The organism is Shewanella sp. KCT, from assembly GCF_007636505.1.
GTDB lineage: Bacteria > Pseudomonadota > Gammaproteobacteria > Enterobacterales > Shewanellaceae > Shewanella > Shewanella halotolerans.
In genome coordinates, this window is the sequence record NZ_LVDJ01000004.1 from 153,764 (window position 1) to 176,036 (window position 22,273).

The following is a 22,273-nucleotide window of genomic DNA, read 5'->3' on the forward strand; positions in this document are numbered from 1 at the left end:
CGTTATGAAGAAGTCATTGAAGTTTCGTTTGCCCAAGGGGCAGTGCTGGACGATAGGCGTGCCCTATTTCTGGCTGCTGATGTTCTTTGCCTTGCCGTTTGCCATCGTATTGAAGATCAGTCTGTCGACCCCGGCCGTGGCGATCCCGCCCTATGAGGCGCTGTATCAATATGCCGACGAGTCGCTGCAGATCATGCTCAATCTGGGCAACTATATTCTGATCTTCGAAGATCATCTCTATATCAATGCCTATCTGGGCTCGCTCAAGATGGCCTGTGTCACCACCATCGGCTGTTTGCTTATCGGTTACCCCATGGCCTATGCCATTGCCAGAGCGCCTAAGCAGCATCAGACTGTGCTGATCCTCTTGGTGATGTTGCCATCCTGGACTTCGTTCCTTATCCGGGTATATGCCTGGATGGGCATCTTGAGTAACAACGGGGTGATCAATAACTTGCTGATGTGGCTGGGGGTGATCTCCGAGCCGATTCAGATGCTTAACACTAATTTCGCCGTCTATATCGGTATTATCTACACCTATCTGCCCTTTATGATCTTGCCGCTGTACGCCAACCTGTCGCAGCTTGATGGCAGCCTGCTCGAGGCCGCGGCGGATCTTGGCTCACGCAGCCTCAATACCTTCTGGAAGGTGACGCTGCCGCTGTCGAAAGGTGGTGTGATTGCCGGGTCTATGCTGGTGTTTATTCCTGTGGTCGGGGAGTTTGTGATCCCTGAACTATTGGGCGGTCCTGATTCGCTCATGATAGGTAAGGTGCTGTGGCAGGAGTTCTTCAACAACCGTGATTGGCCGGTCGCTTCTTCGCTCGCCATCGTGATGTTGGCACTTCTTATCATCCCTATCACCCTATTCCATCGTTATCAGTCCAGAAGTATGGAGAAGACGATATGAGCAACAGACTAAGAAAATTGAGTTTCTCCACCCTGATGCTCTGGGGCGGGATGTTTTTCCTCTACGCGCCCATGTTCATCCTGGTCTTCTACTCGTTTAACGAGTCTAAGCTGGTGACGGTTTGGGGCGGCTTCTCGGCCAAGTGGTATGGCGAGCTGTTTCGCGACGACCAGATCCTCGATGCGGTGGCGACCAGCTTAAAGGTGGCGTTCTTCGCCTCTACCATGGCGGTAATTCTCGGCACCATGGCGGCCTTCGTGATGACACGCTTCGCTCGCTCATGGGGAAAGATGACATTGTCGAACATGATCACCGCGCCCCTGGTTATGCCAGAGGTGATCACGGGTCTCTCGCTGTTGCTGCTGTTCGTGCATATGGCAGATCTGCTGGGCTGGCCCGCCGAGCGTGGCATGTTGACCGTGTGGATCGCCCACTCGACCTTCTGCGCCGCCTATGTGGCCGTGGTGGTCTCATCCAGGCTGCGTGAACTGGATATGTCTATCGAGGAGGCGGCCCAGGATCTGGGCGCGACGCCGCTCAAGACCTTCTTCCATATCACAGTACCTATGATCTCGCCGGCGCTGATCGCGGGTTGGCTGCTCTCCTTCAGCCTGTCGCTGGACGACCTGGTGATTGCCAGCTTCGCCTCGGGACCGGGGGCGACGACCCTGCCTATGGTGGTCTTCTCCTCGGTGCGCATGGGGGTATCGCCTAAGATCAACGCCTTAGCGACACTGATCATTCTGATCGTCTCGCTGATCGCCTTCATCTCCTGGTATCTGGCCCGCCGCGCCGATAAACGCAGCCGTATGGTCAGCGACTAGGCTCGCAGCGTTAGCTCAAGACGACAGGCCGCCGCGCCGCGGCGCCTGTCAACCCAAGCCATTATTATAACGATTCAGGGTGAATGATATGACCTGTACACCTCATGCAAATTCCTATTATGCGGCATCTGCCAATACCAAGGCGCTGCGCGACAAGTTAAGCGATAACATAGAGACCGACGTCTGTATCATAGGCGCCGGCTATACCGGCCTCTCTTCGGCGATCCACCTGCTGGAGGCGGGCTTTAAGGTGACGGTACTAGAAGCCGCCAGGGTTGGCTTCGGCGCCTCAGGGCGTAATGGCGGTCAGATAGTCAACAGCTTCAGCCGGGATATCGACACCATAGAAAAGGTTGTGGGCACAGAGCAGGCCAAGTTGTTTGGTCAGATGGCCTTCGAAGGTGGCCGCATCCTCAAGGGGCTGGTGGCTAAATACAAGATCCAGTGCGATCTGAAAGATGGCGGCGTGTTTGCGGCGCTGAACAAGAAACAGATGGGCCATCTCGAGGCGCAGAAGGCGCTGTGGGAGAAGCATGGTCATCTGGGGCATTTAGAGCTGCTGGATGAGCAGGGCATTCACGACGTGGTGGATACCGAGCGCTACGTCGGTGGTTTGCTTGATAAGAGCGGCGGTCATATTCATCCGCTTAACCTGGCGCTGGGTGAGGCCGATGCGGTGGAGTCCTTGGGCGGACAGATCTTCGAAGATTCGGCCGTCGTTCGTGTCGATCAGGGCGAGAATCCTGTGGTGCATACTCAGGAAGGCTCGGTGAAGTGTAAGTTTGTCATTGTCGCCGGTAACGCCTACCTTAAGGGATTGCTGCCTGAGCTGCAGGCCAAGTCTATGCCCTGCGGTACTCAGGTGATCACCACGGAGCCTCTGGGTGAGGAGCTGGCGCACTCGCTGCTGCCCCAGGACTACTGCGTCGAAGATTGTAACTATCTGCTGGATTACTTCAGGCTCTCGGGTGATAAGCGACTCATCTATGGCGGCGGCGTGGTCTATGGCGCGCGGGATCCTGCTAACATCGAGGCGATCATCCGTCCCAAGATGCTGGCGACCTTCCCGCAGCTTAAGGAAGTGAAGATAGACTTTACCTGGACGGGTAACTTCCTGCTGACCCTGTCGCGCCTGCCGCAGGTGGGGCGTATCGGCGGCAACATCTATTACTCTCAGGGCTGTAGCGGCCATGGCGTGACCTATACCCATCTGGCGGGGCAGATACTGGCCGAGACCATCAATGGCCAGGCGAAACGCTTCGACGCCTTCGCCCAGTTGCCCCATTACCCCTTCCCGGGCGGTCATCTGCTACAAGTGCCTTTCTCGGCTATTGGCGCCTGGTACTACACTATGCGCGACAAGCTGGGTGTCTAGCCAAGTTATAGCCATTAAAAAGCCCGCTCGATGCGGGCTTTTTTGTGTTGGTTAGGCTTGAAAGCGCAAGCAGAGGCAGCTTGTTTCCTCTTGTTACTGCTTCTTGCTGGTCATGTTCCACAGCACGCTCTGATCGCTGCCCATGATGGTGGTCGGCATCTGACCGTTCCACTGCTGGGCACGCACATAATCCACCAGAGTCTGAGACTCTCTCAGCGCCTCGGCCTTCTTCTTGATCGCCTCTGCTTCTGCGATACCCTTCAGGCGAATCGCTTCAGCCTCGGCAATCGCCTCGGTCTGAATGGCGTAAGCCTTACCGTCGGCGGTGGCCTTGGCGGCGTCACGCTTGGCGTTGGCGGTGTTCACCTCACGCTGGGCCTCCAGGTTCTGCCGCTCCAGGCGATGTTTCTCGGCGGCGGCGAGGTTTTTCTCTGTCTGTTTGGTCTCGATCGACTGGATATATTTCTGGGGAAGACCGAGGTTTTCCAGCTGGGCCGAGTCCAGCTTGACCGGGTACTCCTTCATCTCTTCGACAAGAAAATCTTCTATCTGGGCGATCACTCGGCTGCGGTTTTGGATAATCTCCTCGGCCTTGTAACGCGCCAGGGCATCCTTGGCGGCGGATCTTAGCTTAGGATCCAGAATGCGCGACTCGAATTGGCTCAGGCCGCCATAGCTCTTGAACAGGTCGAAGGCCTGATCGCGATTGACCGTCCAGTTGATGGAGACCTCCGCGGTGACCGGCATCTGTTCGTGGGTCGAGGCGTTGAGCTTCTCGACGTTCTTGCGGGTACGTATTTCTAAGACTTCGACCTTGTCGACGAAGGGGATCTTCACGTGCAGGCCGGGATTGACCTGTTCTGTGGCTTGGCCGAAACGTTTGATGATGCCCACATGGCCTTCATCGACCGTGTACATGGTCTGGCTGAACAGGACGAGGGCGAAAAGCAGGCCGGCGATTAACACCAGGGCGCCTTTGCCTTTGGTCTTTATCGTCGATAGGTTGGCAATATCCTTAGGTAGTGTGGTCATTCTCTCTCCTTGTGACTGTATCTCTTGGCGGCAACAGCGCGTTGGCAATATGTGTTACGCCCAGGTTGTGCCAGAGTTAAGGTGCTGAGGATATTACGTTATTTACCCTTTGGGTCAAGGGAGAGTAGGGGGTTAGTGGTTGAGGAGCTGGTCGAACTCTTTGAGGGGGAGCGGCTTGCTGAACATATAGCCCTGGCCCTGTTCGCATTCCAGCGCCACCAGTTTTTGCAGCTGTTCGGCATCTTCTATGCCCTCGGCGATCAGCTTGAGCTTGAGGGATTTGCCCAAATGGATCACCGCCTTGACGATATCCAGGCTCTGCTCATCGCCCAGCATATCTTTGATGAAGGATTGATCGATTTTTAAGGTATTTACCGGGAAGAACTTGAGGTAGCTGAGGCTGGAGTAACCTGTACCGAAGTCGTCGATAGCGATGCTCAGCCCCAGTGAGGAGAGGGTGTTAAGCACATTTAACGCCTCGTCGAAATCATACATGAGAGAACTCTCTGTCACCTCGAGCTCCAGGAAGCGGCTGTCGAGCCCTGTGAGCTCCAGCACCTTGGCCACCGAGTCGCAAAAACCTGGGTTGGTAAACTGTTTGGCGGCGATGTTGACGGCAATCTGCAGTGGCCGACCTCTTTTCTGCCAGGCCTTTGCGGCCATGCAGCTTTGTTTGAGGATGATCTCACCCAGCTGATGGATGAGGCCTGTCTCTTCTGCGAGGGGAATAAAGTCCAGCGGTGAGATCAGCTTACCTTTGGGGTCATAAAGCCGGGCCAGGGCCTCGGCACCGATGATCTCTTTGGTTTTCAGATCCACCTTAGGTTGGTAGTAGACCTCAATCGCTTCCGTGTCGATGGCGGTGCGCAGCAGGGTGACCAACTCGTGGCGTTTCGTTAGCTCTTGCTCGAGATCCTCGGAGAAGTAACAGAAACGGTTGCGGCCCAGATCTTTGGCGCGGTACATGGCGGCATCCACATGGGTCATCAGTTCCTCGGCCCTGAGGGCATCCGAAGGGTAGATGCTGATCCCGACGCTGACCGACAGGGTATATTCCTTGCCGTCGATGCGAAACGGCGTGTTGAGGCTGCGGACGATATCCGTGGCGATAGAGTCCACCTGGCTGGTTGCGGTGAGTGAAGGCAGCAGCAGGACAAACTCATCGCCGCCGACGCGCCCCAGGGTGGCGTTGGGGTCGATGAGGGACTGCAGGCGTTTCGCCACCTGCTTGATCACCTGATCCCCATAGCTGTGGCCCAGGGAGTCGTTGAGGTATTTAAAGTGGTCTATGTCGATCAGCATCAGGGCGACGCTCTTGTCATAGGAGTCGGCCACGGCGCAGGCATGGTTGATCCTGTCATGCAGCAAGATGCGATTAGGCAGGTCGGTGAGCTGATCATGGTTGGCCAGGTGGCTCATCTTCAGCGACATGGCCACAGACTCACTGCAGTCGTGAAAGACTATGATGCCGCCGGTGATCTTGCCTTCGCTGTCTGTGATGGGGGCGGCGGAGTCTTCTATCTGGAAGATGGTGCCATCCAAGCTGGTGAGCTGACAGTTGAGGGCCATGGCGACGTTGCGTTTCTCCTTGATGGCAATGGTGACCGGATTGGGACTGCGGTATTTGGTCTTGGCATCGCACAGATCCATCACCTGTTCGATATGCAGGCCTATGGCGTCACGGCTTACCCAGCCGGTGAGGCGCTCGGCGATGGGGTTCATGAAGGTGATCATCGCTTGACTGTCGGTGGCAATGACGGCGTCGCCGATGGCGTTGAGCATGATCTTCAGGCGCCGATTCTCGGTATCCAGCTGGCTCTTGGCACGCTTGATGGAGGTGATATCCGTTAGGGTCAGCAGCATGCCCGCCATGTGTCCATCTTGTTTCCTGATGGTGAGATGGGCCTGGGCATACTCTATCTTGCCTGGGGTGTCTTCCAGGGCAACCTCGAACTGATGCTTAGGTTTGTTGCTGGCGATACGGGCCAGTATCTCCTCATAGAGGGCCTTAGGTAGCAGGCTAGAGGCGGGCTTGCCCAGTGCATCTTGGGGGATAGTGCCGAACCATCTGCCGTTATAGTCGTTATGAAAGCGGTTGAGCAGATCCTTGGACCAATAGGAGATGTAAGAGGGGATTTGATTGACCAGGGCCTGCATATCCTGGCGCGCCTCTATGATGGTCTGTTCCTGACGTTTGAGTAGTAGATGATTCTTGACCCGCAGGCGACAGGTGGCGAGATCGATAGGCTTGTGGATGAAGTCTATCCCCCCTGAGCTGAGGGATTTATATTCGAAGCTGCTCTCGCTATGGGCGGTCACGAAGATCACCGCGCTGTTGCAGGTCTTGGGGTTATTCTTCAGCCGCTTACACATCTCGAAGCCATTCATTTGTGGCATCTCGATATCCAGCAATATGATGGCGGGTTGGTGTTGCTCGGCCTTATCCAGTGCGTCCTGACCACCCGTACTACAGATGATCTCGGCCAGATCTGTGAGGGATTGCTCCAGCAGATGTAGGTTGGCGCTCTCATCGTCGACAACTAATATTTTTTGTCGAGTCTCTACATCGTTGCCGAAAAGCATAGAAGAATTCCTTTTCAAATCTGCCGTCTATATTCAGCTTAGCCGACTATAATCAGTTTGCTTAAGGTTTTTCGCGCTTAATGCTGAAAACCAGATTAAATACTACTTTTTAGTTAGTTAGCTGCGGGTAATTGACCATATTCTCCGATAGAACACCGCGCAGTTTATCGCCTATGCTGAAAGCGTATTGATTGAATAACAGTGTGTTACTGAGACTGGATAGTAAAAGGAGTTATAGTCCATGGTGCGACAGATTTCACGCTTATCTTCTCTCTTTGGCGGACGTTCACTGCTGCTGGCCGCCTCCTTGTTAGTGCTGTTGGTGGCGCTTGTCATCATCGCCAGCTTCGAATCTCAATTAAATCAGAATATCGTCGATGGTCTGAGTTCAGATCTTGAGGCTCAGAGCGAGCAGGTCAACAATCAGGCCCAGGACAGGCTTAACCGTTACTTCAACAACCTACGTTTTTTATTTGAGACCCCGCCTATCTCTGGCCTCTCCCGGGCTCAGAATAATCAGGGGATTGACCCGGTGGATGAGACCCGCTACGACCAGTGGCGCCACCGATTGGAAACCATCTTCGTCGCCTTCTTGCAGAATAATCATGAGTATGAGCAGCTGCGCATATTGAGCAGTGATGGCATGGAGCTAATTCGGGTGGACAGGCGTGGCGGCGCCGTGCAGGTGATAGAAGATACCAACTTGCAGAATAAGCAGGGGCGGGACTATTTTCAGGCCAGCAAAGATCTGCAGCAGGGGGAGATCTATACCTCGCCCATCAACCTGAACCGTGAATTTGGCAAGATAGATTACCCTTACCGGCCCATGTTACGCCTGGCGACGCCTATCTTCGATGACAATGGCAGCCGATTTGGTCTGCTTATCGTCAACATTAATGCTAACGATCTTCTCGCCTCTTTTAAGCGCCTGGTGCCAGCCCCCATAGAACTTGTACTGACCGACAGTGAGGGGTATTTCTTGGTGCACCCCGATGAGGAGATGCGCTTTAGCCGCGACCTGCATCCCGAGTTGGTGTGGGATAAACATTACCAACAGAGTAAGACACTTAAGCGAAACTTCGAGCTGGTGCTCGACAGCTATCACGACAATAAGCCTTATTATGCCTATCGGCGCGCCATCACACTCTCTAACGATGCCCAGAGCGGTAGGCTCAGCGCGACCCTAATGGCGCCCAAGCAATATGTGCAGGAGCTCGCGGTCTCCCGGCGTATCAGTGTTTATAGCTTCATGTTGGCCGTGGGCGTCTTGTTTCTGTTTGTGGTCATCATACTGGGGCGCAGTGCCCGCAGCAGTCAGGCACTGGCTAAGGAGAAGGCGCAGTCGGCGGCGATCATCGATGGCTCCAAGGATGCCATCATAGGCGTGGGTACCAGCGGCGTGGTCAACAACTGGAACCGCGCCGCCGAGTTGCTGTTTGGCTATGACGCCGACTATGCCAAGGGGCACCTTATCGATCAGCTGGCGCTTTTGCCTGAGGTAGACCTGACGGCCTTGGTCGCCAAGGCCAATCAGGGGAACAAGACGCTTAATCTGGACGCCGAACTGCCGCTGAACGAGGGGCGCACCGTCGATCTCTATGTGTCGGTTTCGCCCATCCTAGGGGAGAACAAACAGGCATTAGGGGTGGCCATCATCATACGTGATGTCTCCATTGAGAAGCAGGCGGCCAAGAAGATACAACTGGTGAACGCTGAGCTCGAGAAGAAGGTAGCGATCAGGACCCAGGAGCTACAGAAGGCAAGCTTAGTGAAGAGCACCTTTATCTCTAACATCAGCCATGAGATGCGCACGCCGCTAAACGGCATAGTGGGCACCTTGAATCTGGTGCGCAAAGACGCTGTCACCGAGCGCCAGGCGCGTTATCTCGAGATGGCTGAGGTGAGCGTTAACGCCCTGTCTGCATTGATTAACGATGTGCTGGACCTCTCCAAAATAGAGGCGGGCAAGCTGGACTTAGACATGAGCAGTTTCAATCCGCTTAACCTGATTGAGAGCATCTGCAGCAGCATGGCGGTGAAGGCCCAGGAGAAGGGAATAGAGTTTGTCATCGATGTGGTCGACCTTCGCTGCCAGAGCATAGAGAGTGACCCCCATAGGATCACCCAGATCCTCACCAATTTGGTGAATAATGCCATCAAGTTTACCGACCATGGTTATATTAAGGTCAAGGCCCACAGCCGTCTTAGAGAGACAGGGGAGCTCGAATTTATCTGTGAGGTGTCTGACACAGGTATCGGCATTGCCGAGGAGAATCAGGCCAAGCTGTTTACTGCCTTCTCGCAGGCCACCTCGCGTATTGCGGCTCAATATGGCGGGACAGGGCTGGGGCTCTCAATCTGTAAGGAGCTCAGCGAGCTTCTTAACGGCAAGATGAGTTTCGAGTCCCACCAAGGCGAGGGCAGCTGTTTCACCTTCACCATGGTGTTACATCAGGGCGAATTTAAGCTGATGGCGCCCGAGGCGCTGCTACATGAGATGACCTGCAGCGTCCTGCTGGTAAATGAGGCGCAGCAGGCCTGTGTCGAGGCGGCAATTGCCAGGTTAGGTGGTAAGTTGTTGTCAGGCTCACCCATTCGTGACTGGCTTAATCAGGATGCCCCTGTACCAGATGTTATGCCCCATGTATTGATAGTCGAGCAGCGTCACTCCTTGCTTACCGATCTCGACAGTCTCTGGCCGACGCTGGCGGCGAGCCATAAGCGATTGCCGCGGGTGTTAGCGTTTCAAAAGAGCGCCGATGGCAATAAGTCGCTGAGAAATATCGAGCTTGAGTATATCAATAACCCGCTACTCTTCTCTGAATTTATGCAGAAGTTCGGTGCCCAGAAACCAAGCCCTGGCACCGCGTCTACTCGTCAGGATGAGACTCTAACTATCTCAGCGGAGGCGGCCCAGCGCATCAAAGGAGCGCGGGTGATGGTGGTCGATGACAACGAGATCAACATAGAGGTTGCCCTGGGGATATTGTCCGAACTGCCGTTAGAATTTGTCAGGGCCATCAATGGTCAGGAGGCGTTGACCAGGCTGAGGGAGTGCGAGCAAGAGGGGCTGGGCGTGCATTGCATCTTGATGGACTGCCAGATGCCGATCCTCAATGGCTATGACTGCACCCGGGCGATCCGCGCCGGGGAGGCGGGTGAGGCGTTTGTCGATACGCCCATTATTGCCATGACGGCAAGTGCCATGATGGGCGAGCGTGACAAGTGCATCGAGGCGGGCATGAATGACTACATCACTAAGCCTATCGTGGCCGAGCGGCTGCAGGAGAAGGTGGTCGATTGGCTGATCTCTGTCTGTGAGTTTGGTGACTTGCCTACTTTAGTTGAGGCCGCGCCCCATGAAGAGATCCTGGTGAAGGATGAAGATTATGTCTGGAACCGTCAATTGGCCCTGAGCCGGTTGATGAACAATGAGGTGCTGTTCGCCGAGATCTGCCAGATGTATCACGACACGTCGCCGGCACAAGTTGGCGAGCTGGAGGAAGCGATCGCCGCGAAGGATTATGAGAAGGTGCGTCAGCTCAGCCATGGCCTCAAGGGACTCTCCAGCAGCATAGGCGCCATCCAGCTGCAGGAGCAGTTTTTGAGCCTGGAGATGGAGGCCAAGATGAAAAACTGTGATAAGTTGAACCTACTCTTCGGGGTGATAAAACCTTGCTATGCCAAGCTGATGGAGCGGCTGCAGGAGACACTAGAGCCCAAGGAAGAGGTGCAAAACGCTTCTGCCCAGACTTAACGAATTTCAATAGTAACAGGCCGAAAGGTAGTTAATGGAACAGAATAACGATATGTCTCCATTAGTTTTTTCTCGTAAGGGGAGAATACTGATCGTCGATGATATGCAGGTGAATATCATCATACTCAGGCAGCTCCTGAGCCAGGAGTATGAAATAGCCTCTGCTTTGAGTGGTCAGGAGGCGCTGGCCTTGTGCCACAGCTTCAAACCGGATCTTTTGCTCTTGGATATCGAGATGCCGGGAATGTCGGGGTTCGAGGTCTGTCGCCACTTGAAATCTGAACCCTGCACCCAGGAGATTGCGGTGATCTTTGTCTCTGCCCATCACGACGAGGAGCAGGAGGTGAGCGGATTTGTGCTGGGTGCGGTGGATTTTATCCATAAACCGCTCAATGCTGTGATCACCCAGGCAAGGGTTAAGAATCAGATGCTGTTGAAACGCCAATCGGATCTCTTGCGCTTCATGCTCAAACAGGAGGCGACTCGCAGTGTTTCGAGCTAGGCGTGTCGAGCTAGGTGTGGCAACAAAAAGCTGAGTGAACTCGAGTAACAAAAAAGCCTGCAAAATGCAGGCTTTTTTGTTTGAATTGGTGGCCCTCCCAGACTCAATTTCTAACATTAACTTATTGTAAATTATAATATTATTTTGTTCTTGTTTTTATTGTTGGTACATTTAGTGGTACATTGCGTTTTAGGTACAACAATCCATAAATTACACTTAGAACAATTTGAAATATTAATTATGTTTAATATTTCAGTGTTTAAAGAGCCCTAGAGCTTTTGTTGCACTTTGTACGCTAATCACAACTTGTCATTATTCATCACTTTAATTACATGCTTTTCTATTTCGGTGCATCTTTTTTGTGATAATTCAGGTAAAAGCTTCACATCAACCTTTAGTGCTACAGTAACGCTTTGTATGCTGCTACCTTTACTTGATCACAGACCGTAGGATTTCTAGTTAATTCGAGTAACCTAACTTTAAGGGTATAGATTATATCTTTGTATTCAAAGTGCCCTTTCTCACCGTAGATTTGATAGCTGAGTTCCCCTTTCTGTGTGGCTGCTTTTGAGGCTAAGTATTGCTCGTAGTTGATATGATCCTTGTTACTAAAGAATGATGTGAAGCTGAGCAAAAAAAACGGAGTCAATTCAATGAAGCCAGTTAATTTTGTTTTGTCTTTTTTCGAGAGTCTTGAGCATCGCCGAATCAGGTTCATATCTTCTAAATCCTTCAGCCGATCACTCACTTTATAGGTGTTTGTACCGAGTTTATCCGCTATCCATTTTCCTCCTATAGGGACTCCACCAATCATTAAATCAAAGTTCTTTGCTAACAACATAGTGACAATAATTAGGTTCTGGGTGCGCTGCTGGCGAAACCCCAACTCTTGAGCTTTTTTCTCTATGTATTGGTAAATGTTGTCGTACTCAACTAGTGATGCCCCCATAAAGTGGGTCTGTCTTGTTGACTCACTGAGGGGGTGAGAGGGTAGAACATAGATCTCAGAGTTTGGTTCAAAGGGCTTTGTCATTGGTTGGAAATCAGCCCATGAGTTGAGTTGGATAAGTGATGAGGGAGTATGTTGTCTACGCGTAAATCTACCATCTGTTTTTTGGCTATCAGTAAGTACTAAAAACTCATTTTGACGATCAAATGGATTAATGAAGTTGTGCAACGGATGTTGAGAAACTGCGGTTTCTTTTAAGTTGTTTTGGGAGGCTTCATTGTTGAACATTGAGTAATTTTCCACGTTTTTTCGATTTTGCTAGATATACCATTATAAATTTACTCTTCCAACTTGATTGATTTTTATGTAAAAAATATTTTTAATAGTCTTGTCTTATGTGAGTAAATGAGGATGCGTTGGGTTGTTGTGGCGTGATGGTTTGCTGTTGAAGTCGTGGGCATTATCGAGCTCTCTCTTCATTAACTAGAACAATGGATTGTCATTTAATTTGTAACTTACTTGGATTCGAGAGTGGGGAGAGGACATCGATTTTCCGCAGTTCAGTGCCTAGGTGTTGATGGTTAACTAGCACTTGCCCCTTTAGATGGACAGGAAATTCATACGTAGCAGTTTTTTGCATTGTCTGTCTGGTTAGTATTATTACAGTCATATCTACCATACCTATTCACCCATTATATCGGCATATTACCCTCTACTGAGTCACCCCTAGTGACTCACAGTACGCAATTAAAAATTAACGACACAGACCTATCTATGAACCTAAACACCGGAGTAGATAGGAATGAATGTACGTTCTAGAAAAAACAAAAACCTCAGACTGACCAACAAGAAAACGTTTCTGGGTAGGCCTATCCAGACCGAGCACGGTCCACTCTACATCGACTACTTAGAGAAAATGCACGATACGATTGATCTCGCATTGGGCGAGTATCCTCGGCTGATGGCTATTCGAGTGGATTTGAGGTTTCCTAAGCTAAGGAACAATGAAAAGAGCGGTAATGTCATGACCGACTTTCTACGCTCATTACAGTCGCAGATTGATCACTCCGGAAAACGAAAGAAAAGAGAAGGGAGTGCTAGAGTGCATCCCTGCAAAGTGCGGATTGCTTGGGTGAGGGAGCGCTCTAGCTCGATAAACGACCACTATCACCTAGTACTCATGTTCAACAAAGATAGATTTAACTGGTTGGGGAAAACTCAAACACAACAGGAGAACTTAGGCTCTTTTATCGTAGAGGCATGGGCGAGGGTGGCTGGTGTCGACTACGAGGAAGCCAATGGACTGGTTCATTTTTCAAAGAGAAAGAATAGCGACAGTGTGGTCATCCACCGCTTGAATTGTAACTCTGATGACTTTGATGATGCGTTTAATGAGTTCTTCAAGCACATTAGCTATCTAGCAAAAGAGAACACTAAGCACTTTGGTAGCGGTAGACGAAATTTCGGTCATAGTCATAAGTAGCTTAAAAAGTAACGGTAGTCACAGTTCCTGTGGGAATAACAACAAACCACAGGAACCAATCATGATTCATCAACTCAACGAGGCTCATCAAAGAGTCCGCACCATCACTCATGACCGAACCTTTAATGGAAAGCCACTCTACTACCACAAGGATGGTCTCGTTCTCGAATACCTAGAGGAGATAGACCGAGTGCTGACTGAAGCACTAAACCAATACCCAAGAATCTTTGCTGTTCACATCAACCTAAACCTACCGAGTGACTTCGGGGAAGATTACCTAGCGGTGTTTGCCCATTTCTTTCGTATTTTAGAATCGGAGACTAATGAGCTCTGTAGAGACAAATACACCGACAGAACTTATCAATACCAGCAAACGGTCATTCGCTATATCTGGGCGAAGGCCAGTGAATCCACCAGCCAGCATCATCATCTTATCTTGATCTTTGATAGGGATCTCTTTCAAAACTTCGGCACTGGACGAGAGGGGTGGGGACGTTTTCTCTACAAAAAAGTGAGGAAGACATGGGATAGGGTGGTTGAAGATTATTACAGCCAACCATGCTTTGGATTAGCCTACTCTCCTACGAATGAAGGTTTTGAGCTGTTGTCTGACGCTGAAGTGTTCCCGTTACAGTTAAACGAGTTCTTCTATCGAATCAGTCGTCTCGCGAAGCCCATTGCCAACCAGAACGATCACTTCAACAAGAGCTTTGGTTGCAGTCACGACTCACCTTAAAAAAATACAGAGCGAGTAATGCCTATGTCATTCACACACAAAAGGCATTACTCATGGCGAATAGAACCTACCTCCCAAGCATTACCCTTGATAGAACTTTTGAAGATTACCCGCTGTATTACAGCGACAAGGGGTTATACGAGTCAGCATTGACCTCTATGGTCGATGTCTTTGAACAGGCACTCAGTCAGTTTGACATCGCTCTTGCTACACGTTTGGACTTGTTTTTGCCAGAAGACCATCAAGATACCGACCTCAGTATCCTCAACGATTACTTTAATCTGCTTAAAGAAAAGCTTGATACGGATTCTCTGTTCTATGTATGGCGTAAGCGGGAAGACAAGGTGCCATCCCACAACTATCGCGTGATGCTGTTTACTGACTATAGCCAGAACTTTGGTCCCGCTATTTGTTGGGACAAGCGCAATGAATTGGTCGGGCACCTTAAAACGGCTTGGCAAGAAGCGATAGAAAAGCACTACAGCGGCGAAGCGCGTTCATTGGTGTTTCTCAATGACCGAGGCAATTATGGGGTGGGGATGCGTTGTCGTAGCAAAGACACCAACATAAGGAACACGCTCTTCCACCGCATGAGCAGCCTTGCTGAAGCGTGGGAAGAAAAGCGTTATTGCTTTGGCTCTAGCTTGGAGTAGACCGACTGCATTTCTTTACAGTGGCGACTTATCACATGGGTATATACAAGAGGAGACAATTCCCATGAGATTTTTACGACTAAAAGAAGTGATGTCACTAACTGGGCTAGGCCGTTCAACTATCTACAAGTTCATGGCAGATAAAACCGACTTTCCTAAGAGTGTGCCACTCGGTGGACGAGCGGTGGCTTGGGTAGAAAGCGAAATCGAGGAATGGATGGAATCGCGTCTGAGCATGCGAGACAACGCAGAATCCTTCCAGTAACACAAACATCAACGGGGCGCTGGCTAAGCAAAGTCATGCGCCCTTTTTGCAATTAGAGAGAGATAAAATAAATGAGTTATTTAATTTACGTAGACGGCGCGGCACCAAACAACCAAAACGTCTGTATGCGAGGTGGGATCGGGCTGGTGGTCATGGATGAAGACAATGAGATTGTTCATGAAGAAGGTATCACTATTGACCGCAAAACTGACAGTGCTGAGCTGGAACTACTGGCCTTAGTTGAGGCGTTGGAGTACGCAGAAGATGGGGACGTGATTTACTCAGATAGTGATTACTGTGTAAAAGGTTTCAACATCTGGATGGACGATTGGAAAGACCGAGGTTGGCGTAAGTCAGACAAGAAGCCAGTAAAGAACCGCCATCTATGGCAACAAATCGATGAACTGCGTTCAAAGAAATACGTTGAAGTGTTTAAGGTCAAAGCTCACTCAGGTGATAAAGGTAATGACATGGCAGACTTGTTAGCCGTTGAAGCGGCAGAGGCTGATTAAGACTATGTGCACAGTTTGTTAGCAGACCGCTAACAGGCTGTGCGGTCGTATTCTTGCTTTATCCCTAAGAATGGTAATTCGTCCTTAGGGTAGCGTTAAGCGTTTTTATAGATAACATATACCTGAAGATTAATCGGTGTAGCGTTGATTGCTAATATTGAATGTGACTGGGATTAATCTGCCTCTACATGTTTGCTGAATTAGTTGGTTTGGTGGCAGGTGAAAAGTAGAGCCTTCCTTTATTATTAAATTATTAATTAAAAGGTGAACTGTTCACAGTAAAGAGATCGTTATTACTTCGTGTTTGTTCGCTAATAATAGCGACATAAACCTTTGCTGTGTGAGTAATACCATGAATCCATTAGACTACACCTTCTATACTTTAAACGCGAAACAGTACTTACCGGAAACCCCTCAAACAATGACAGTGATACAAACTCAAAGCCGTCCGCGTTTGTCTGGTATAGTTTTCTTGCTGGGATTCATAGTCGGCCAGATCGTCCATATCTATTAATCTCGGTCTGCGAGATCATAAACACACTATTTTATGTTACGTCGCCAAGTCACAGAGTGAACCGTCGTTTCTAATGAAGATAATTTTTGAGGTTGACATGGTAGGTTCTAAGTTGTTGTCCACGAGTCATCTACAACGCTTAAAGCAACTAGAGAAACATTTTTCTCGCAATGAAACTTATGATGTCGATATCGTCACCCTTGCTGAAATTCTGGTCTGTTCAGAAAGGTATGTGAGTAAGCTAATGGCTGCTTTCGAGAGTTTTGGGCTTATCCATTGGGCTTCGGGTCAGGGACGTGGCCACCGCTCTAAACTGACACTACTCAAAAGTTTTGAGGCCTCACTGCTGACTCAGTTAGAGCAGATGGCTCGCTCTGGCAGAATGAATCAGGCATTTCGGCTAGCCACTCAATTTGGCGAAGTCCGCCTATTTCAAGATCACATACCTCTCTGGTTAGGGGACGCACAACAGGAACTGAAAAAGCAGAACACTTTAATGTATTTAGTGCCATATATGCTGCCTGAATGGCGTCCACATTTGGCACAGTCCGCTCGTTCTATTTTATTGATCGAAAGCGTGTTCGACACCTTAGTGCGCTATGACCCCGTTCAAAATGATATTGTGCCTCATATCGCTCACCAGTTTCACTACAGTGACAAGCAAATTCGTCTTCGCATCCGCAATGACATCATGATGCACAATGGAGAAGCGCTGACACCGGAGCTGGTCAAAAAAAATATCGAGATGCGTCTCAACACGCCGCACCCATATCAAATTCTATTTCGCCATGTCGAGCGAATTGACATAGATAAGCAGTGGGTCATTTTCTCTATGCGTCAATCTGACCCCGTTTTGCTTCATTTATTAGCCGATTCGCACAGTGCGATTTTTGATTATCAGGCATCAAAACCTATCGGGTGTGGAGCATATCGGGTCGAAAGTCTGGAAAAGCAGTATTGGAGTTTGGTTCGTAATAACCACTATTTTGGCTTTGGTGGCCATATTGAACGAGTAGAGTTTTGGTGTAGCGATGCCCAACCTCAAACGCCTATGCACGTGGCAGAACTGCTCTATTGCGAATCTCAACCCGCTCAGCCACAAAAAGTCGATCGCAGTGGGTGTGCTATTTTGCAGTTTCATCATCATGCAAACGCCTTGTCCGCTCAAGAGAGAGCCTGGCTTGTTCATCATAGTCGACGCTTTACACTTGATAGCCAAAAAAGAGCAGCGAACAGCGTGATGGATTGCCATCAAGATAAGGGGTTTCACTTGTTCAATCACGACATGAAACTGCCCTCTCGTCCGGTGGTCATTGAAGTGATAGACAGTCATATGAGGGAGTTGCAACCTTTGCTTGATGCGTTGTCTCAAAAAGGGGTTATTTGGCAGGTATGTCTTCAAGGACAGTCTCAAGATGTGGCTGTTGATGTCTCCTACGACTGTTACGTATTTGGCGACGACCTGACGTTCCAGTATTACGAGTGGCTACTTTGCGGCAATGTGTTTAGCCTATGTTTGCCTGAACGTGGAAAACAAAGCCTATTAACCTTTATTGATATGCTCATGCAGGAAAGTAACGACAGTGGGGAGTTTCTGCACAAGCTGTATCGAGCGGAGGATTGGCTTATCCAGAACTATTATTATTGTCCTCTGTGGCGCAATCATTTCACCGTCACTCGCGCGGACAATTTGTATGGCACCGAAACCAACAATATGGGTGTCATGTCTTTGGTCAATATGTGGTTGGAGTAATCGCGGGTATGGTAGTGTATCTGTAGCGATATGATTTGCAGTGTTAAACGAAAAACTAAGGATAAAAAATGGACTTGAACCTTTGGCTCGGCTTTGTCGTGGCATCGCTCATTCTTACCGCGACACCAGGGCCTAGTATATTTTTAGGTATTGCACATGCACTGAAATATGGGCATAAACGCGTGCTTTATACCGCCCTTGGGGACATTTCTGCTAACTTTATTCAAATGGTATTAGTCGCCTTGGGTTTAGGTGTCATCCTTGCAAATTCGGTAATGGCATTTACTGTCATCAAAGTCTTTGGTGTGATCACCTTGGTTTACATGGGGCTAAAAATGCTCCTTGCTAAACCGGCACAAGTTGAGCACTTAAACCTCAAGGGTTCAGATTTACAGGCCTCAAACAAAAAGTTGTTTTACTCTGGCTTTTTAGTCGCGGCTGGCAATCCCAAAGCCATCCTATTCTTCTCAGCTTTTTTCCCGCAATTCATCAACCCCGACTTACCCGTATTCCCTCAACTATTAGTGATGTGCCCAACCATGGCGTTACTTGATTTCAGTTTGGTGATGTTTTATGCATTTTCGGCCAGACGGATTGTTGATGCGAGCCGACTGTCTCTTACCGCTGTGACTAGAGGAAGTGGTGCTTTATTACTGGGATCCGCAGGTATTCTAGCCCTAAAAGAGCCTGACTGACAGATGTACCACCACATCCTAAATGATATCAAGATGAATCGACAGAGGTTTACATGGATTTACCCTCAAATTTCAAGATCTTCGCACGCTACAACCAGCGCATGAATGATCAGCTGATGCGTGTGTGCGAACAGCTGACAACGCAGCAGTTACACCAACCGACAGGGGCGTTTTTCCCCACGGTGATGGATCACTGGAATCACCTGCTGTTTGGCGATCTCATCATGCTGAGGCGTTTGGTCGACAACGGGGTTGTGAATATCGATGCACAGACGATGGCATCGCTGCCTGTGGCGCGCACGGTGAATGACAGCTTTGCCAGCAACCTTACCGAACTGAGAGCGCTGCGGGCGTTGGTCGACCGAATTTTCCTCGACTTTACCCATGAGCTGACACCAGAAATGTGCAACCGGCCGATCCGCTATACAACCACAGAAGGGCAGGTTTTAGAGCGGGATCTGGGGGCGTTCTGTCAGCATTTGTTCAACCACCAAACCCATCATCGGGGTCAGTTAACTGGTGTGCTGAGTCAGTTCGGACTCGACTTCGGCTGCACCGACTTACCGGTGATCGTACCGGATGGGGATCGCGACTGAGCGGAAAGCCGCAATCCGGCGTGTTTGTTTTTTACAAGCTTTCTGCCCCTGAAAGCGGTAGAAAGGAATTTCTGTAGTTGAAGGAAGGGTACCGATGATGGATAAAACAATTCAGCAGGCCATTGCGTTGAGAAGCGATGGGAAATTTGAGCAGAGTCGCCAGCTGTTAGCAACACTCCTGGAGCAGGAGCCGCTCAAAGCGAGGGCCCATCTTCATATTGCCTGGTCTTATGACAACCAGGGACTGGAGTCACAAGCCGTGCAGCATTATCACGCCGCGCTGGCCGGAGAGCTCGAGGCCACCGAGCGTTTTGACGCGCTGTTCGGGCTCGCGAGTACCCTGCGCAGCCTCGGGCAATATCAAGAAGCCGCCGTGTGGTTTGAAAAAACACTGGCACTTTTCCCGGATTGCCGAGAGGTGAAACCCTTCTACGCAATGTGTTTGTATAACCTAGGGAAACACAAGCAAGCGATCGAGCTTTTGCTGAACCTGCTGGTCGAAACCACCAACGATGAAGACATTCTGACCTACCAGCGGGCGATCAAGTTGTACGCACAAGATTTAGATCGGACCTGGTCATAGCGCGGGAGCAGCAAATGCAAAACGAGGCAACACGCTCGGCTGAGCAGGACATCAAGGTACACCGTGTGAACTCATTTACCCGGGATCACTCCGGCGGCAATCCTGCCGGAGTTGTTCTTAACCCGCCCCCCCTGAGCGCCGGACAAAAAACTGAGATTGCGCGGCAGGTGGGTTTCTCCGAGACCGCCTTTGTCTATACCGGAGAGGAGACAGATTTCAAAGTCGACTTTTTTACGCCTGAAGGGGAAGTGGATTTATGCGGGCACGCAACCTTAGCCGTTTTTTCCACCCTGGCGTCACTCGGTCAGCTTGCGCCGGGCCAATACACACAACAAACCAAAGCCGGCATACTGCGTGTAGCCGTCGGCCCCCACGGGGTTGTCATGGATCAGGCCTTGCCTGTGATGCGGCAGGGGCCTGCGGTTGCAGACGTCGCTGCGGCGCTCGGAGTATCCCCCGGGATCATTACCGGAACTGGCTTACCCACCGCTGTGGTCTCGACCGGATTGCCGGACATCCTGATCCCCGTCCTGCCCGGCCAGCTCGACACCCTGCAGCCCGACTATGAAGCGATTGCCAACCTGAGCCGCACGTTCGACACCATCGGCTTCCACGTCTTTGAACTGAGCCGAGATGCATCCATCACGGCCCACTGCCGGAACTTCGCGCCGTTGTACGGCATTGATGAAGAATCCGCAACCGGTAGTGCCAGCGGGGCACTGGGATGCTACCTGGTCCATCATGTCCTGCCCGGGGAAACTCAGTTCCTGTTAGAGCAGGGGCGGGCCATGGGATGCCCATCCCTGATCCAGGTGATGATCGATGCAGAAGGAAATACGATTCACCGGGTTCGCGTCGGCGGCCAAGCCACCATGGCCGGCACTCAGACCATTGCTCTCTGAATCATTCTCGCAGGAGCACAGCCTCTGTCGTTGGCTGTTGCATTATCTTCCAGAGATGGCTACCTGTAAGCTGTCATCTCAACGAAGGTTGCACTATTGACGTGATTTCTATTTGCCAAGTTTGGATTTTAAGCTGAGATACAACGTTTTAGAGGCTGATTGACCAAGAGTTTTACTAGCTCAAATGACTTCGATAATGCCGTTAAGTCCGAGCTGAACTTAGCATAATATGAATATTGAGTTGTGGTATTGCCTGACTTATTTGCTGGTCTGGCCACAAATAGTACACTGTATTTACGTTGAATTTCGTGGTCACCCCCTTCCCGTTAGATCCCCGGCATCAGTACGCTCTGGCTTACGAAACAAGGCAACTTGGTGAGAACATGGGACGGTACTAGAATCCTGACCTATGCCGAAACGTTTTTGGACCACGCGAACTTTGCTTCCATAGGAGCGGGTCGCCGCGAGGGTTATCGGCTAGTTTCTGGGGAAATATGCAGGGCAAGTCGGAGATACTTTTCTCTGCTACCGATCCCACACATTGATGACTCAGGAACAAGTGCATGCCGATCAGAAGGGGCTGTCCTTGGGTCTGTGGCTGATCTTTGGACCGGAAGCAACCTAATCGACCAACAGATTTCCTTCGGCCCTGCTATACTTACTTGGTCGCCTGTCGGCCAAAGGAAATACATCATAAGTACCGTCAGCATTTCACATGTAAGTGAAGTTTGTCTCCGGAGGAAATGAATTTTCAATGATCACAACAGAAAGGTTACTGCTAACACCTGCCACTGAAGCAGATATTGATATCTACCAAAAGCTTTTTACCTGCCCCGACACCACGCGTTATCTGCCGGGGGGAAAGCCTTTCAGCGTCACCTATATCGTGCAATATTTGTCGACCAAAGTTGCGCATTGGGAGAAAGGATTCGGTATGTTTATCGTCTCCCTGCGCAGCGATCCTACCGTGAAAATCGGTTACGCTGGTGTTGAAATGCTAGCGGATGTGAACCTGTGTGATATTCGCTATGCCATTGCTGCGGAGCATCAAGGACAAGGCTATGCATTTGAAGCAGCTAACGCGGCATTAAACTTTGTGTTCTCCAATCAACTGGTCGATGAAGTTTATGGCGTGGCAGTGTCCGAGAACCATGCATCGCTCCGGCTCCTGCGCAAGCTCGGGATGCAGGAAACGGACACCAAGCTGTACGACGCTGACAACCTAGTGACCCTATCGGTGCCCCACGGCTCTTTTACGCCCCACTAATCGTTGAACCCCAACTTGTGCAGCGATATTACGCCCATGATATCAGTGTCTGCGCCCTGGATAGCCCCGGTAATATCCTAAATCAATAAATCGCGCCACAGGGGATATACACCCCTGGCTGGGCGAGCGAGTCTTCACATCGGTAGAGCTGATCGAGCAAATCGGCTTCACAAGGACAGTCACGCAGCAACTGGTCAATCTGACTGAGCTGGGATTTCTGTTGCGCCGACAACGAATATTTGAAAATGTCGCTGCATTGCTGCAGCCATTGGTTATAGTCAAACAAAAAGTTGCCCTGCTCTAGGTAAATCGACGCGTGCATCTCGGTCTGGGTCTAAAGCATTATGGCGTGACCTTGCTTCACTATAACAATAACTCACTC

19 protein-coding genes are annotated in these 22,273 nt (G+C 50.4%); 16 read left to right on the top strand and 3 right to left on the bottom strand.

The window, feature by feature from the left end; genetic code table 11:
• Positions 1-4 precede the first annotated feature (4 nt).
• From AYI87_RS07645 to AYI87_RS07655, 3 genes are all read left to right on the top strand, one after another.
• Complete coding sequence (locus tag AYI87_RS07645) at positions 5-910, top strand: ABC transporter permease subunit (RefSeq protein WP_011864780.1); 906 nt, start codon at positions 5-7, stop codon at positions 908-910.
• Positions 907-1,734: an ABC transporter permease subunit gene (locus AYI87_RS07650; RefSeq protein ID WP_011864781.1), complete on the top strand. Its 828-nt coding sequence runs from the start codon at positions 907-909 to the stop codon at positions 1,732-1,734. The genes AYI87_RS07645 and AYI87_RS07650 overlap by 4 nt, the downstream gene beginning before the upstream one ends.
• Before the next feature lie 88 nt (positions 1,735-1,822).
• Positions 1,823-3,109: an NAD(P)/FAD-dependent oxidoreductase gene (locus AYI87_RS07655; RefSeq protein WP_144200995.1), complete on the top strand. Its 1,287-nt coding sequence runs from the start codon at positions 1,823-1,825 to the stop codon at positions 3,107-3,109.
• A 93-nt stretch (positions 3,110-3,202) separates the two neighbouring features.
• On the opposite strand, the gene AYI87_RS07660 is transcribed toward AYI87_RS07655, so the two are convergent.
• Positions 3,203-4,141, bottom strand: a complete 939-nt coding sequence (locus tag AYI87_RS07660; protein WP_144200997.1) for an SPFH domain-containing protein — start codon at positions 4,139-4,141, stop codon at positions 3,203-3,205.
• Positions 4,142-4,273: 132 nt separating this feature from the next.
• The gene (locus tag AYI87_RS07665; protein ID WP_144200999.1) at positions 4,274-6,724 is read right to left on the bottom strand and encodes an EAL domain-containing protein; all 2,451 of its coding nucleotides are present in this window, start codon (positions 6,722-6,724) and stop codon (positions 4,274-4,276) included.
• Between the two features lie 241 nt (positions 6,725-6,965).
• Between AYI87_RS07665 and AYI87_RS07670 the strand changes: the two genes are divergently transcribed.
• Together AYI87_RS07670 and AYI87_RS07675 are read left to right on the top strand one after the other, a co-directional pair.
• On the top strand, positions 6,966-10,481 hold the full coding sequence (locus AYI87_RS07670; protein ID WP_144201000.1) for an ATP-binding protein: 3,516 nt from the start codon (positions 6,966-6,968) through the stop codon (positions 10,479-10,481).
• Between the two features lie 34 nt (positions 10,482-10,515).
• Positions 10,516-10,983, top strand: coding sequence for a PleD family two-component system response regulator (locus tag AYI87_RS07675; protein ID WP_260865102.1), 468 nt, complete (start codon positions 10,516-10,518; stop codon positions 10,981-10,983).
• Between the two features lie 400 nt (positions 10,984-11,383).
• Here AYI87_RS07675 and AYI87_RS07680 read toward each other — a convergent pair whose 3' ends face one another.
• Complete coding sequence (locus AYI87_RS07680) at positions 11,384-12,220, bottom strand: hypothetical protein (protein ID WP_102938371.1); 837 nt, start codon at positions 12,218-12,220, stop codon at positions 11,384-11,386.
• A 514-nt stretch (positions 12,221-12,734) separates the two neighbouring features.
• Between AYI87_RS07680 and AYI87_RS07685 the strand changes: the two genes are divergently transcribed.
• The 11 genes from AYI87_RS07685 to AYI87_RS07735 all read left to right on the top strand — a co-directional run bounded on the left by AYI87_RS07685 (position 12,735) and on the right by AYI87_RS07735 (position 21,891).
• The gene (locus AYI87_RS07685) at positions 12,735-13,415 is read left to right on the top strand and encodes an inovirus Gp2 family protein (RefSeq protein WP_144201002.1); all 681 of its coding nucleotides are present in this window, start codon (positions 12,735-12,737) and stop codon (positions 13,413-13,415) included.
• A gap of 61 nt (positions 13,416-13,476) precedes the next feature.
• Positions 13,477-14,151: an inovirus Gp2 family protein gene (locus tag AYI87_RS07690; protein ID WP_144201004.1), complete on the top strand. Its 675-nt coding sequence runs from the start codon at positions 13,477-13,479 to the stop codon at positions 14,149-14,151.
• 53 nt (positions 14,152-14,204) lie between these two features.
• Entirely contained in the window at positions 14,205-14,804 is a 600-nt protein-coding gene (locus AYI87_RS07695) for an inovirus Gp2 family protein (protein WP_144201006.1), read from the top strand.
• A 64-nt stretch (positions 14,805-14,868) separates the two neighbouring features.
• On the top strand, positions 14,869-15,069 hold the full coding sequence (locus AYI87_RS07700) for an AlpA family transcriptional regulator (RefSeq protein WP_144201008.1): 201 nt from the start codon (positions 14,869-14,871) through the stop codon (positions 15,067-15,069).
• Positions 15,070-15,140: 71 nt separating this feature from the next.
• Positions 15,141-15,581, top strand: a complete 441-nt coding sequence (locus AYI87_RS07705; RefSeq protein WP_144201010.1) for an RNase H family protein — start codon at positions 15,141-15,143, stop codon at positions 15,579-15,581.
• A 611-nt stretch (positions 15,582-16,192) separates the two neighbouring features.
• Entirely contained in the window at positions 16,193-17,848 is a 1,656-nt protein-coding gene (locus AYI87_RS07710) for an SgrR family transcriptional regulator (protein ID WP_144201012.1), read from the top strand.
• A 68-nt stretch (positions 17,849-17,916) separates the two neighbouring features.
• Positions 17,917-18,543 (top strand): LysE family translocator, encoded by a 627-nt coding sequence (locus AYI87_RS07715; protein ID WP_144201014.1) that lies wholly within the window; start codon positions 17,917-17,919, stop codon positions 18,541-18,543.
• A 53-nt stretch (positions 18,544-18,596) separates the two neighbouring features.
• A complete protein-coding gene (locus tag AYI87_RS07720; protein WP_144201016.1) occupies positions 18,597-19,139 on the top strand; it encodes a DinB family protein in 543 nt (180 codons plus the stop codon).
• Positions 19,140-19,233: 94 nt separating this feature from the next.
• Positions 19,234-19,722 (top strand): tetratricopeptide repeat protein, encoded by a 489-nt coding sequence (locus AYI87_RS07725; protein ID WP_222116771.1) that lies wholly within the window; start codon positions 19,234-19,236, stop codon positions 19,720-19,722.
• A 14-nt stretch (positions 19,723-19,736) separates the two neighbouring features.
• Entirely contained in the window at positions 19,737-20,624 is an 888-nt protein-coding gene (locus tag AYI87_RS07730; protein ID WP_144201018.1) for a PhzF family phenazine biosynthesis protein, read from the top strand.
• Positions 20,625-21,378: 754 nt separating this feature from the next.
• Entirely contained in the window at positions 21,379-21,891 is a 513-nt protein-coding gene (locus tag AYI87_RS07735; protein ID WP_038175667.1) for a GNAT family N-acetyltransferase, read from the top strand.
• The last annotated feature ends 382 nt before the right edge of the window (positions 21,892-22,273 follow it).